Origin of the sequence: Niveispirillum sp., from assembly GCF_052437035.1 — a bacterium.
GTDB lineage: Bacteria > Pseudomonadota > Alphaproteobacteria > Azospirillales > Azospirillaceae > Niveispirillum.
Genome location: NZ_JBQVOH010000012.1, coordinates 69,944 through 83,112, shown reverse-complemented (window position 1 = coordinate 83,112; position 13,169 = coordinate 69,944). Strand labels below are relative to the sequence as shown.

Here is a 13,169-nt window from a genome sequence, read left to right as displayed (position 1 = left end):
GCGCGTGATCGGCGGCGGAATCGCGCACGCACAACGCGCTTTCCCATTTGGTCAGAGGCTTATCACCATGAATCTTGATTTTTCGCCCGAGGAAGAAGCCTTTCGTAGCGAAGTTCGCGACTTTCTGCGGGAAAGTCTTCCGGCCAGCCTGTCCGACAAGGTGCGATCCAGTCAGCAGCTGGACAAGCAGGAGATGGAGCATTGGCACGCCATTCTCAACGCGCGTGGCTGGCTCGCCAGCCACTGGCCGGTTGAATGGGGAGGGACGGGCTGGACGGTCATGCAGCGCTTCATCTTCGAGACCGAAACGGCAATGGCCCATGCGCCGCGCATCGTCCATTTCGGTCTTTCGATGCTGGCACCAGTACTCATCAAATATGGTAATGAGGCGCAGAAGAAATACTATTTGCCGCGCATCCTGGACGGGTCGGACTGGTGGTGCCAAGGCTATTCGGAGCCGGGGGCCGGCTCCGACCTCGCCAGCCTCAAGACCCGCGCGGTCCGCGATGGGGATGTGTATATCGTCAACGGCCAGAAGACATGGACGACCTTGGCGCAACATGCGAACAAGATTTTCTGCCTCGTGCGGACGGATAGCGGCGGCAAGAAGCAGGAAGGCATCTCGTTCCTGCTGATTGACATGCAGTCGCCGGGCATCGAGGTCCGGCCCATCAAGTTGCTCGACGGCGATCATGAGGTGAACGAGGTCTTCTTCACCGATGTCCGCGTGCCTGTCGAGAATCTAGTTGGCGAGGAGCACAAGGGCTGGACCTACGCCAAATATCTGCTGACCTACGAGCGCACGAACATCGCGGGCGTCGGGCTCTCCATGGCGGCGTTCGAGCAACTTAAGGCAATAGCAGGATTGTCACCCTGCGACGGCGGGCTTCTGGCCGACGATGCGGCGTTCGCGGCGCGGATGGCGCGGATTGAGATCGACCTTGAGAATATGAAGACGACCAACCTGCGAGTTTTGGCAGCGGCAGGTGCGGGCCATGCGCCGACGGCGCAAAGCTCGATGCTGAAGATCCGCGGGACCGAGATCAGGCAGGGACTCAGCGCATTGCTGCGCCGCGCCGCCGGACGGTACGCCCAGCCCTTTGTGAATGAAGCGACCAACGACACACCAGTCGGACCCGGATGGGCCGGGCCGGCCGCCGCGCAGTATTTCAACAACCGCAAGCTTTCGATCTTCGGCGGATCCAACGAGGTGCAGCGCGAGATCATCACCAAATCGATACTGGAGCTTTGAGATCATGGATTTTTCGCTCGGTGACAACCAGCAGATGCTAGCCAATTCGATGACGCGCTTCCTCGCTGACCGCTTCACCTGGAAGGATCGGGAGAAGGCGATCGACAGCAGCGCCGGTTTTTCGCTCTCCGTGTGGAAGGGGCTGGCCGAACTCGGCGTGATCGGATCCTGGTTCGGCGAGCGGGCCGGCGGCTATGGCGGATCAGCGTTCGACATCGGCGCGACCTTCGAGCGACTGGGCCATTCCCTGGTGACCGGTCCCAGCCTTGCAACCCTGCTTGCGGGCAGAATCCTCGAAGCGGCCGGAGAAAGGGGGACGCTGGAAGCGGTGATTTCGGGTGACAGTGTTCTGACCTTCGCTCATGAGCCGGCAATCGGTCCCTTAGGGCAACCAAGTCCGGTGGCCAGAGCGGTGAGATACGGGAATGGCTGGACGGTGAGCGGCGTCAAAGGGATTGTCGATTATCTGGCCAGCGCAGATCTGATCCTGGTGACTGCCCAGACCGACTTGGGTCTTTCCACCTTTCTTGTCAGGACCAGTGCACCGGGGGTATCGGTGCGTCCCTATCCGCTGATCGATGGCGGGGCGGCCGGCGAACTGACGTTGGCGGATGCCGAAGCACGCTTGGTGGGTGCTGAGGGGCAGGCTGACGCCAGCCTTCGGACAGCGTTCGCGCTGGGCCTGACGGCCGTTGCCTGGGAAGCGGTCGGCATCATGGACGCCATATGCGTCGCCACCGTGGACTATCTGCGTACGCGAAAGCAGTTCGGGATGGCGATCGGCAAATTCCAAGCGCTCCAGCACCGTATGGCAACGGTAGCGCTCGAAATCGAACAAGCGCGCTCAGCGGCCATCAATGCGGCGGCGCATTTCCTGGCGGACCCGATCAAGCGCGACCGCTATGCCTCGGCGGCCAAATATACGATCGGGACCGTCGGTGCACTGGTTGCGGAGGAGGCGATCCAGATGCATGGCGGGATTGGCATGACCTGGGAGCTGCCATTGTCGCACTTTGCCAAACGTCTCGTCATGCTCAACCATGTGCTTGGGGATGAGGATCACCATCTCGCGCGGCATATCGCACTGGGCCGGGCAGCCTGATATCGATCTCCCTGGATCGTGACTGATCAGGGGAGGTTTCCTGTTTCCTTACGCGCCTGGCGATTGCCCGGTATTGCTCAGAAAGGCCTTCAGGTCGTGCATAAAGCTGTCGAGGCGGTCGTGATGGACCCAATGCCCTGCGCGTTCGTAGCTGGTCACGGTCACATCCTTGAAATGGCCCGCGCGCCCGTCGACATTTGGATGCCGCGCCCAGCTGTCGGCACCGTGGACCAGCCAGACCGGGCAGTCAATATTGTGCCAGAGTTCAAACAATTCTTCGTCCGTGTTGCCGATCGGTAGTGCGGATCTGCTGTAATTATCGAACTTCCAACTGTAGGTGCCATCCTCGTTGCGGGCGGTGCCATGCTTTGTCAGGTGGCCTACCTGCTCGGCGGTCAGGTGCTTATTGGTTTCACGCATGCGGGCGTAGGCCAGGTCTAGGGTCGGGTAACGACGCGGGGGGCGTGCGGCGAGAGTGCGGCGCTGGTCGATCCAGTCCTGCCATCGCTCCGCAACGGACGTGCCCGGCTTGCGGCCGAGCGATGACGTGCCGATGCCCTCGATGACGGCCAGTCGCGCCACGCGCTCCGGGTAAATCCCGGCGTAGCGTAGTGCAATCGCACCGCCGAGTGAGTGGGCCACGATCGATACCGGCCCATCGCTGTTCTGGTGGATCAACTGTGCCAGATCGGCGACAAGGGCCGGGATCGGATAATTGCCATCCGGCGACCAGGCGCTGTCGCCATGCCCACGCAGGTCGGGGCATACGACATGCCAGTCGTGCCGAAGCTCCTGCGCGACCCAGTCCCATGAGCGGGCGTGATCCTGTGCGCCATGCACCAGGACGAGCAGCGGACGTCCGGGATTGCCCCAATCGAGATAGTGGAGAATAAGCCGCTGCGAGACGAAACGGTGGGATGCAGGTTCGAAACGGGTCACGCTGTTCCTCTTGAAATCGACGCTGGCGGAATGGCTGCGGCCGCTTGGCTAGCGGATCCAGAAACCCGGGTCGCTGCCTGCAAAGCCAAGTGCCGTATAGGCCGCGTCGATCAGGCTCTGGCAACGGTTATTGAGGGCAATGCCGGGACCAAGGCGATTCATGACGTAGCCGAAGGACATCTGTGCCTGCGGGTCGGCAAAGCCCATGCTGCCACCGGCACCTGCCGTTCCGAATGCCTGTTCGCCGATGATGGCATGCTCGCCTTCGCCCCGTCTGCGATCCCCCCAGGATTTGGAGAAACCGGAGGTGAAGGCCGTTGCGACCTGGAGAATAGGGTCGATGGCTGCTGCTGAGCGGACATAGCGCATGTAGGGCAACATATCCCGGCTGACGAGCCTCAACCCATCGACCGACCCATCCAGTGCCAGCGGCGCGTACACACGGGCAAGGCCCTTTGCGCTGGCGATGCCGCCTGCCGAAGGGTTTTCGGCGCTACGGCGTGCGGCGCTGTTGACGCTTTCGGGGGTATGGTCATTGCCGCTGTTGAAAACGAGCAGGCCCGCCAGCGATTGCGGCTCCTCAACGATTTTTCTGAACAGCGCGGAGTCCGGGCTGGGGGCGTCGAAATAGGCTGTCGCGACCTTGTCGTGCAGCTCGGCCGGTAGGCCGATCCACACATCGGCACCAAGCGGCCCCGCCACATTGTCGCGCAGGAACTGTCCAATCGTTCTGCCGGTCACGCGGCGGAGGATCTCGCCCAGCAGATAGCCGATCGTGACCGCATGATAGCCCGACTGCGTTCCCGGAGCCCAGACCGGGGCCTCCGCCTCCAGGCGCGAAACGATAAGTCGCCAGTCTGTCAGGCCGGCGTCGGGCAGTGGTTCGCGGAAGACCGGCATGCCTGCCTGATGCGCCAGAACCATGCCCACGGTGATGCCAGCCTTCCCATTGGCCGCAAATTCGGGCCAGTAGCGTGCCACCGGGGCGTCGAAGGTGATCAGCCCGCGATCGGCCAGAATATGCATGCAGGTCGCGGAAAGGCCCTTGGTGGAGGAGAAGATGGCCGCCAGCGTGTCCTCTTCCCAGGCCCTTGAAGAGGCCGCGTCCGCCACGCCGCCCCAGAGGCTGACCTCCAATGTGCCGCCGACATAAATCGCAACCGAGGCGCCGATCTCGCCCCGATTTTCGAAGTTTCGGGCGAATTCCGCGCGCACGCCCTCGAACTTCGGGGTGCAGTAACCGTGGATCATGATGGCGTTCCTCTCCCTGACATCAGTCCTTCCACCAAGGATAGCTGGGCGGCATGTCCCGGGAGACCCGGCCCGGAAAGCGGGGCGGGCGCTTTTCGAGAAATGCGTTCACGCCCTCGGCTACATCGGCACCGGCGCTGAGTTCGGTGAAGATGCGCTGATCCAGCTCCTTCATATCCTGATAGCTCGCCAGCCCGCCAAAGCGCCACATCATCTGCCGGGTCACCGCGACGGAAACGGGCGACGTCCATTCGGCAATTTCCATCGCGAGGCGCCGGGCGTGCGGCAACAGCTCGTCCTGCTTGGTCACTTCGGATACAAGGCCGCCGGCCAGAGCTTCGATCGCTCCAAACAGCCTGCCCGTCAGGCACCATTGCAGGGCCTGGCTCACGCCCACCAGCTGCGGCAGGAACCAAGCGCTGGCAAGTTCGGGGCTGACCCCGCGTCGCGCGAAGGCAAAACCGAAGCGCGCATTTTCAGAACAAATCCGGAAATCCATGGGCAGGATGATCGTGGCACCGATGCCCACAGCGGCACCATTGACGGCCGCGATCGACGGCTTGCGGCAATTATACACGGTATCGAGATACAGCCGTTCGGCATTGAGCAGCGATGGATCGCTGCTCAGCGGATTTTTGAAGTTATCACCACCCGCCGACATGTCGGCACCCGCACAGAAGGCACGGTCACCGGCCGCGGTCACGATGATTACGCGGATATCATCGTCGGCATCGGCAGCCAGAAATGCATCCCGCACCTCAAGGATCATCGGCCTGATATAGGCATTCATGCGCTCTGGCCGATTGAGCGTGATTGTGGCGATCGGCCCATCGACCGCGTGAAGGATATGGTCGTAAGCCATCATCTGCCTCGCAGGGGAGAAGTGCTACGTGTCGGCATCCCCTAGCGCTCCTGCGCGACGGCCCGGCGCAGGCCGAGGGAAACGCGATAACGTGGATCATGGGTGAGGTGGAAAATCGCGTCGATGACGGCGGCAATGCGCTCCGGGCCGATCCTCTTCGCCCATGCGATCGGCCCAAGCGGGTAGTTGACGCCGAAGCGCATCGCCGCATCGATCCCGGCCTCGTCCGAAACCCCGTGCAGCACGGCCTCATAGGCTTCGTTTGCCAGCATCGCGACGGTGCGCATCGCGACCAGCCCAGGCCAGTCGGGTAGGTGGGTCGCCACCTTGTCCATTTTGTCCAATGTTGCGAGGAAGCGGGAAAGGACCGCCGAAGGAACGTCCCGCGAGGTTGAGAAGCAGATCCTGCCGGCTGTCGCCCTGTCGAGCATCAGGTCGACCAGGATGACGGAACGCCCGATGGCCCGTGCGCGCTCCTCCGCCGTCCGTCCATCGGTGGTGGCGATCAGCACGCCATCCAGGATCAACTCGCCGTCCAACAGGTCCACGTCGAACGGCTGTGAAGCGACCGGGGCAGGCGCCGACGCCGCTTCGGGTGGGCAGGCGCCTTCGCCATAGTCGTAGAAGCCCCGGCCGGTCTTGCGGCCAAGCCAGCCCGCCTGGACAAGCTCGAGCTGCGCGAGCGAGGGACGGAAACGCGGATCATTGTAATAGGCGTCGAATACCGAGCGGCTGACGGCATAGTTCACGTCGTGACCGATCAGGTCCATGAGCGCGAAGGGGCCCATGCGGAAGCCACCCGATTGGGTCAGGATCGCGTCGATGGTCGCGGGATCGGCCACCTGCTCCTCGTAAAGGCGCAGGGCTTCCGCATAATAGGGACGGGCCACCCGGTTGACGATGAAGCCGGGGGTCGAGCGGGCGCGTACCGTCACTTTCCTCCAGGCCTCTGCCGTGGCGAGCAGCCGCTCGATCGTCTCCGGCGCGCTTGCAAGGCCGCTCACGACCTCCACCAGCTTCATCACCGGTGCGGGATTGAAGAAATGGAGGCCGGCGAAGCGCGACGGTCGCGCAAGGGCAGCACCGATCGCCGTGATCGAGATCGAGGAGGTGTTGGACGCCAGGACCGCAGTCGGCGCGACGATCGCCTCCAGTTCCACGAACAAGGCTCGCTTGACCTCCAGATCCTCCACAATGGCCTCGATGACCAGCTGCGCCGGTGCGAGCTGCCCGAGCTGAGCGCATGGCACGATCCGCGCCGCGATCGCCTCCGCATCGGCGGCGGCGATGCGTCCCTTGGCCGCCAGTTGCCTGAGCTGTGCGGCGGTACGGATGCTGGCCTCCTGCGCCGCACTCTCGCGCGCGTCGTACAGGAAGACCTGGTGACCGGCGGTGGCGGCGACCTGCGCGATCCCGGCCCCCATCGTGCCGGCGCCGACGACGCCAACGGCGCAGGTCGGGGTCAATGCATGTGAAGGCATCGGTCCTGGGTTCCCCGTCGCTGTCATGGTTGAAGGATGACCTTGCCCTGCACCCGGCTGTGACGCAGGTCTTCCAATGCCTCGACGAACTGTTCCAGCGGAAGCCGCCGGGAAATGTATGGGGCCAGCTTTCCCGCCTGCCAGAGCGAGAAGATGTGGTCCTGTGCCGCACGGACCTTGCCGGGTTCGCGATCGCGATAATCGGACCATTGCAGCCCGGACACCGCGATATTCTTGACCAGCAGATAATTGGCCTTGATCGTGGGGATCTCCCCCGATGCGAAGCCGATGATCACCATCCGCCCGCACCAGGCAAGCGCGCGCAGGGCGGCTGCGTTGGCGTTGCCGCCGACCGGATCGATCACGATGTCGCAACCCCGACCGCAGGTGACGTCGTACACCGCCTCGCGCAGCCCGTCGCGCAGGTCGGCACGGGCAAGATCGATGACGCGATCACAGCCGAGCGATGTCGCCACCTGCGCATTCTCGTCGCCCAGCACGCCGCCGATCACGACGGATGCGCCCAGCGCCCTGGCGAGCTGGACCGCGGCCGATCCGACGCCGCCCGATGCGCCAAGCACCAGCACGCTGTCTCCCGGCTGGATCGCGGCCCGGTTCACGAGGGCGAAATAGGAGGTCTGGTAGACCAGCCCGAGTGCTGCGGCGACGTCGAACGGCATGTCGGCAGGCAGCGGGAAGCAGCTATGGGCGGGAACGGCCAGCTTCTGCGCATAGGCGCCGTATTCGACTTGGGCGGCAACCCGGTCACCGACGCGGAAGCCCGATACATTCGCGCCGACCGCGATGACGATGCCTGCGGCCGCCTTGCCCGGCGAGAAAGGCAAAGGCGGCTTGATCTGGTATTTCCCCTCCATGACCAGCAGGTCGGGATAATTGGCCTCGCTCGCTTTGACATCGATGAGCAGGTCGTCGGACCCGGGCAGGGGGTCGGGAACCTCCCCATAATATGCCTCTGCAACCGGTCCAAATGCGGTGACCCGTACGGCTTTCATACAAATCGCTCCTGGATTGATTCAATCGGCCCGCTGTGCGCTGTCATGCTGCTGCGCTATTTGCCGAATTTGGAGCCGTCCGGCTTGCGGCGCTCAGCGAAGCTTGCCGCCAGTTCCTCATGCTCGTCCGACCGCAGATATTGACGCAGTAGCATGTCGTGCGTGATCCGCGACAGGCCGCTAACCCCTCCATGCCGCGCATTGAACGCGCCCTTGATCGACGCCAGCGCAAAGGATCCGCGGTCGGCCACTTCCAGTGCGAATTCCATGGTCTTCTGTGCCAGCGTATCGTCTGGCACGACCCGGTTGATCAGGCCGAGGGACAGGGCTTCGGGCGCGCCGATCTTGATATTAGCATACCACATCTCCTTGGCTTTCTTCTTGCCGACGAGATCTTCGAGATACCAGGTCCCGTAGCCGGCATCGAACGACCCCATCATCGGGCCGACCTGACGGAACACCGCACTTTCCTTCGCGATGGTCAGGTCGCAGACCATCTGCAGCACATTGCCGCCGCCGACGGCGAAACCGTTGACGCTGGCGATGACAGGCTTCTGCAGGCGGTCGATCGCCTCATACATGTCCAGCGTCGGCAGCACGCCCGCATAGAGATTGGTGTCCTCCATGCCTTCCTTGCGCCCGCCGATGCAGAAGAACTTGTCCCCGGCGCCGGTAAGGACGATCACGCGGGTGCGGGTCTCGCGCCGGATATCTTCGATGCAGTTGCGCAGTTCGTGGCACATGGTCTGGGTGAACATGTTGCCGTCGTGGGGCCGGTTCAGGGTGATGATGCCGACGGGCCCCTCTTCCCTGTACAGGATTTCGCTGAAGCTCATGTCAAGTCTCCTGTTCGTCTCCGGTCAGACCGAGGGGCCGGTTGCGCCCGCGGTCGCATATTCATGCGAATGCTCGCCAAGGCGCGGAGGTGCTGAGCGGGGGATGGCGGTCCTGCCGTCGATCCGGATTCCAAGACCGATCTGGGGGACGATGCGGTCGCCGTCGCGTAGCGCGAAGAAGAGGCCGCGTTCCCGCAAGGCCCGATCCGATGCGACATCTTCCACCGTGTTGATCGGTCCGGCTGGGACGCGGGCACCGGCGAACAGCGTCAGCCAATGATCGCGCGGGCTGGTCAGCAGGATCGACTGGATCTTCGCGACGATCTCGTTCCTGGATGCGCGCCGCAGCGTGTTGGAACGGAATTCCGGCCGCTCGCCATATGCCTGATCGCCAACGGCCTTCCAGAACCGGTGCCAGATGCCGTCATTGCCAAGGCCGAGCGTGAGAGACAGATCGCTTGTCGCAAATTGCTGGTAGATCGCGATCACGCTGTCGGTTCCGCCGGACCGGGCGGGCACTTCGCCCGCGCCGAGATAGGGCGAGACGCGGCAGCTCAGGAATCGGGTCATGCTTTCCACCAGGCTGACATCGACCAGATGCCCTTTGCCGGTGCGCATCCGGTCGAACAGCGCAGCGATGGTGGCCATCGCCGCATCCTGTCCCGCGAGCATGTCCGCCGCCGGTGCCCCAATCTTCTGGGGGCCGCCATCGGCCTCGCCGGTGATGTCCATGACGCCGGAATAGCCTTCGGCGATCAGGTCGTAGCAAGTCAGGTCGGACCGCTCACCGGTCAGTCCGAAACCGGTGATGGAGGTGAAGATGATGTCAGGGCGGAGCGTGGCGAAAGCCTCGTAATCGAGACCGAGCTTCCTTTGTGCCTTAGGGGGCTGGTTGGTGATGACGACGTCGGCCTGGACGGCAAGACCGCGCAAGTTGGCGCGATCCGTCGCATCCTCAAGGTCGAGGACGATGCTCTTCTTGTTGCGGTTGACCGCGGTGAACCAGAGTGACTCCCCATCCAGGAACGGAGGTCCCCAGCCGCGGGCATCGTCGCCGCCGGGCCGCTCGACCTTGATGATCTCGGCGCCGAAGTCTGAAAGCAGCATCGACGCATAAGGCCCCGCCACCGACGTCGTGAGGTCGAGCACCTTAATGCCGGAAAGAAAGGTAAACCCCGCTCCCGCCTCGACGACAGGCAAACCCTCCATCGGTCGCCGTTCCATTGTCACCTCGCCTGCAGCCGATGTCATTTTCTTGCTTCCCCTCGCGCCCGCTCCGGGGCGGTGGGGCTGTCCTCAGCAAGCGACATGCCATTCAGTCGTGCTGCATCCAGACCGTATGATTAGGGGCAGGCGGGTGCTTCTGGGGGCTATTGCTTTGTATCCATCCCGGTCAATAGCCCGGTAAAACCGTCTTTTCCAAGAACAGTGACCGATGCAAAGCGTCGCCCGTCCGCCCTGGAAAGAGTGGCGGGCGTCGCTTTCGGCCTGCCGCTTCAAATGCCGGGGTCGCGCGCCTACACGGATCGGCCGATCAGCGGGCTTGGCCCCGATCCGCGACAGTGTCCGGCGCGCGCAATCCGTCCATCACCAAGGACATCGTCTGTTTCACGAAATGCTCCCGGATCTCGGCATCATCGGCGCTTCGCCCGAACACATTTTCGATGGTGTTGCGCGCCTTGAACAGCATGTCCACCGCGCCCATCACATAGAGGTAGAAGATCATGGGATCGATGTCCCGAAACACGCCCTCCGCCCGGCCTTGCTCCAGAATCGAGCGTTGGACCTCGATCGTGGGCCGAAGCAGGCGGTTGACGATCTCGTCCTCGGAACTCCTTCCGCTGCGTCGCAGCAGTTCGCCGGCCAGCGCGTAGAGATAGGGGCGTTTACTCCAGAGCTTCACCATGCCTGACAGATGGCGTTCGAGCCGTGCCTCAGCCGGCAGATCGGGCTCCAGCTGCTTGTCCAGCGGCCTGGTCATAATGGCCTGGTCCTCATCGAGGATTGCGATCAGCATCTTCTCCCGGCCACCGAAATAATAGCTGACGAGTGCCACATTCTTCCCCGCACGCTTCGCCACCTCCGCAAGCGTGAAGCGTGAGCCGCCGCGTTCGCCCAGCAAGGCGCGCGCCGCCTCCAAAATGGCACTTCTTCCCTCAGGGGACTCTTTCTCCGCCGATCGCGGAAGCTTGGTGGCCATCGAGAAACCCTCAAATCCTGTGTGCACCACGGCCCGGCGTCGCGCTTGACCGGCATTAAATTTTTATTTAATAGTGAGGTCAAGCCAAAGCGCAGCCAAAAGCGACTATGCGGCTGGGAGGTATCACACTCAAAGGGTGGAATCATGTCTTCCATGAGGGCAAGACCACTGCCGACGCCAGCGCCGGACAATGATGCGGATGCCGCCGAGGCGCCCAAGACAAGCCTTGTCGTCTTGTCCGCCAGCGGCGAAATCCTGCATGCGGTCGGTCTTGGCCGCCAGCCTGCCATCCAGGCCGTCGTCCGGGATCGCGAATGGGTCGCGGGCATAAGAGCTTCGCGGCTGGTGGCGTTGACGGTGAACGGGCATAAGCTGGTGCTGATGTGGACGGACCTGACCGAAGGCGCCATGTTGACGATCAGCGAGGCGCCGGGTGATACGGTGTTGGAGTTCGTCAGCTCCGTCGATTTCGCCTACGACATCTTCGATCATCTGTTGAGCAATCCGTTTGACGCGATGACAGTCGTCGATGCCGACGCGATCGTCCGTTTCATCTCGCCGATACACGAGAACTTTTTCCATCAGCGCCATGGCGAGGGCTATGGCCGACCGGTCGAGAAAATAATCGAAAATACCCGGCTGCACAAAGTGGTGCAGAGTGGAAAGGCGGAAGTCGGGCACATCCAGCGGATGAATGGCACCAACAGGGTCGTCAGCCGCACGCCGATCTATCGTGGCAGGAAAATCGTCGGGGCCATCGGCCGGATCATGTTCAAGGGGCCCGAGGAGCTCGAAAAGCTCAACCAGGAGATCAATTCACTGGAGAGCGAGGTAAAATTCTACAAGCGCGAGGCCGAGGCCATGCGGCGCAATGAATATGGTCTCGACAGCATTATTGGCAACAGCCGCAGCATTCGCAACCTCAAGAGCGACATTGTCCGGATAGCACCCCTCGACGTTCCTGTTCTTGTTGTGGGAGAGAGCGGATCCGGCAAGGAACTGGTGGCCCAGGCGCTCCACCGGCTCAGCTCGCGCCGCGGCAACAGCATGGTCATGATTAATGCCGCGGCGTTGCCGGCCACGCTGGTGGAGAGCGAGCTGTTCGGCTATTCGGCGGGCGCCTTCACCGGCGCCCAGCAAAAGGGGCATGCTGGGAAGTTCGAGCAGGCGCATGGCAGCGCCCTGTTCCTCGACGAGATCGGCGACATGCCGCTCAATGTCCAGGCCAAGCTCCTGCGGGTGCTGCAGGATGGAATGGTCGAGAAGCTGGGCGGAACAAAGTCCCTGAAGGTCGACTTCCGACTGATCTCGGCGACAAATCGAGATCTTGAGAGGATGATCGAGCAGGGCGATTTCCGCCTCGACCTCTATTACAGGATCAGCCCGGTTATCCTGCAGGTCCCGCCGCTGCGCGAACGCCTTGAGGATATTCCCGCACTGGCCGACGAGATTCTGAAGAACTTCTCGGAGCGCCATAATCGTCCGCACTACGCGTTGGATGCCGGCGCTATCGTCTATCTGCAATCACAAAGCTGGCCGGGTAATGTGCGCCAGCTCAAGCACGAGATCGAACGGGCCGCGATCTTCAGCAATGGCGGCGTGATCGGTACAGATATGCTTCAGCATTCGCGTCAGGGGCATATCCCTGCGCCAGGAGTCCTGAGGGCCGTGGCGCCGACTGCATCGGTGCCGGACATGCTGCTCAAGGACCACATGCAAAAGGTTGAGGATGTGGTGATCGAGAGCGCCATGGCGCGTCACAAAGGCAATAAGAAGAAGGTTTCCGAAGAACTGGGCATATCCCGGTCATACCTCTATAAGAAACTCGGCGAAATTTCCGCATAACTTCCTCATGGAACATCCATGCTCGGCTGTGAGGAGGCTCTTAACATGGCGGAATTTGGATCGACGAATGTCCGCTGTCGATCCGATCGTTGCCTTGATTTCAGTCAAGTTGAGTCATTTCTCTTGTTGAACAGGAACGCCACAAGCTGCAATGGGCCGATAGTAGCAGCTGGAGTCCAGAACCCCCAAGGAACCGTCCTGCGGCCAGGACGGCCGCAGCTGCCCTCGAACAGGCTTTCGAATTGGAAGGGGGCTTTACCCGTCCAATGCTTTGTCGATCAGATGAATGGCGAATGTCGGGAACCCGCTGCTCGACGAGGCCTATTGTGCTGTCTGCGTCCAGGCCGCGGAGGTGGCGGGGGAGCCGGGAGCGCATCGCATGTTGAAC

Annotated in this window: 11 protein-coding genes; 3 read left to right on the top strand and 8 right to left on the bottom strand. The window is 62.4% G+C overall.

Annotation, left to right across the window (positions count from 1 at the left end; all coding sequences use genetic code 11):
- The first annotated feature begins 67 nt into the window (after positions 1 to 67).
- Entirely contained in the window at positions 68 to 1,252 is a 1,185-nt protein-coding gene (locus ACT6Q8_RS22380) for an acyl-CoA dehydrogenase family protein (RefSeq protein ID WP_444734674.1), read from the top strand.
- Between the two features lie 4 nt (positions 1,253 to 1,256).
- Positions 1,257 to 2,354, top strand: a complete 1,098-nt coding sequence (locus ACT6Q8_RS22375) for an acyl-CoA dehydrogenase family protein (protein ID WP_444734675.1) — start codon at positions 1,257 to 1,259, stop codon at positions 2,352 to 2,354.
- Between the two features lie 48 nt (positions 2,355 to 2,402).
- Here ACT6Q8_RS22375 and ACT6Q8_RS22370 read toward each other — a convergent pair whose 3' ends face one another.
- From ACT6Q8_RS22370 to ACT6Q8_RS22335, 8 genes are all read right to left on the bottom strand, one after another.
- A complete protein-coding gene (locus ACT6Q8_RS22370) occupies positions 2,403 to 3,293 on the bottom strand; it encodes an alpha/beta fold hydrolase (protein ID WP_444734676.1) in 891 nt (296 codons plus the stop codon).
- Positions 3,294 to 3,341: 48 nt separating this feature from the next.
- Positions 3,342 to 4,544: a serine hydrolase domain-containing protein gene (locus ACT6Q8_RS22365; RefSeq protein ID WP_444734677.1), complete on the bottom strand. Its 1,203-nt coding sequence runs from the start codon at positions 4,542 to 4,544 to the stop codon at positions 3,342 to 3,344.
- Positions 4,545 to 4,566: 22 nt separating this feature from the next.
- A complete protein-coding gene (locus ACT6Q8_RS22360) occupies positions 4,567 to 5,409 on the bottom strand; it encodes an enoyl-CoA hydratase-related protein (protein ID WP_444734678.1) in 843 nt (280 codons plus the stop codon).
- Positions 5,410 to 5,447: 38 nt separating this feature from the next.
- Positions 5,448 to 6,887, bottom strand: a complete 1,440-nt coding sequence (locus ACT6Q8_RS22355; protein WP_444734679.1) for a 3-hydroxyacyl-CoA dehydrogenase NAD-binding domain-containing protein — start codon at positions 6,885 to 6,887, stop codon at positions 5,448 to 5,450.
- Positions 6,888 to 6,910: 23 nt separating this feature from the next.
- A complete protein-coding gene (locus tag ACT6Q8_RS22350) occupies positions 6,911 to 7,900 on the bottom strand; it encodes an NADPH:quinone oxidoreductase family protein (RefSeq protein ID WP_444734680.1) in 990 nt (329 codons plus the stop codon).
- Between the two features lie 56 nt (positions 7,901 to 7,956).
- On the bottom strand, positions 7,957 to 8,736 hold the full coding sequence (locus ACT6Q8_RS22345; protein WP_444734681.1) for an enoyl-CoA hydratase-related protein: 780 nt from the start codon (positions 8,734 to 8,736) through the stop codon (positions 7,957 to 7,959).
- Between the two features lie 24 nt (positions 8,737 to 8,760).
- Complete coding sequence (locus tag ACT6Q8_RS22340; protein ID WP_444739424.1) at positions 8,761 to 9,987, bottom strand: CaiB/BaiF CoA transferase family protein; 1,227 nt, start codon at positions 9,985 to 9,987, stop codon at positions 8,761 to 8,763.
- Between the two features lie 283 nt (positions 9,988 to 10,270).
- Complete coding sequence (locus tag ACT6Q8_RS22335) at positions 10,271 to 10,936, bottom strand: TetR family transcriptional regulator (RefSeq protein WP_444734683.1); 666 nt, start codon at positions 10,934 to 10,936, stop codon at positions 10,271 to 10,273.
- Positions 10,937 to 11,080: 144 nt separating this feature from the next.
- Here ACT6Q8_RS22335 and ACT6Q8_RS22330 point away from each other — a divergent pair, with 144 nt between their 5' ends.
- Positions 11,081 to 12,781, top strand: coding sequence for a sigma-54 interaction domain-containing protein (locus ACT6Q8_RS22330; protein ID WP_444734684.1), 1,701 nt, complete (start codon positions 11,081 to 11,083; stop codon positions 12,779 to 12,781).
- Positions 12,782 to 13,169: the final 388 nt, after the last annotated feature.

Excerpts from the sequence above, each read along its gene's own strand:
- ACT6Q8_RS22380 (WP_444734674.1), top strand. The coding sequence starts at position 68 with ATGAATCTTGATTTTTCGCCCGAGGAAGAAGCCTTTCGTAGCGAAGTT.
- ACT6Q8_RS22375 (WP_444734675.1), top strand. The coding sequence starts at position 1,257 with ATGGATTTTTCGCTCGGTGACAACCAGCAGATGCTAGCCAATTCGATG.
- ACT6Q8_RS22365 (WP_444734677.1), bottom strand. The coding sequence starts at position 4,544 with ATGATCCACGGTTACTGCACCCCGAAGTTCGAGGGCGTGCGCGCGGAA.
- ACT6Q8_RS22360 (WP_444734678.1), bottom strand. The coding sequence starts at position 5,409 with ATGATGGCTTACGACCATATCCTTCACGCGGTCGATGGGCCGATCGCC.
- ACT6Q8_RS22355 (WP_444734679.1), bottom strand. The coding sequence starts at position 6,887 with ATGCCTTCACATGCATTGACCCCGACCTGCGCCGTTGGCGTCGTCGGC.
- ACT6Q8_RS22350 (WP_444734680.1), bottom strand. The coding sequence starts at position 7,900 with ATGAAAGCCGTACGGGTCACCGCATTTGGACCGGTTGCAGAGGCATAT.
- ACT6Q8_RS22345 (WP_444734681.1), bottom strand. The coding sequence starts at position 8,736 with ATGAGCTTCAGCGAAATCCTGTACAGGGAAGAGGGGCCCGTCGGCATC.
- ACT6Q8_RS22340 (WP_444739424.1), bottom strand. The coding sequence starts at position 9,987 with ATGACATCGGCTGCAGGCGAGGTGACAATGGAACGGCGACCGATGGAG.
- ACT6Q8_RS22335 (WP_444734683.1), bottom strand. The coding sequence starts at position 10,936 with ATGGCCACCAAGCTTCCGCGATCGGCGGAGAAAGAGTCCCCTGAGGGA.
- ACT6Q8_RS22330 (WP_444734684.1), top strand. The coding sequence starts at position 11,081 with ATGTCTTCCATGAGGGCAAGACCACTGCCGACGCCAGCGCCGGACAAT.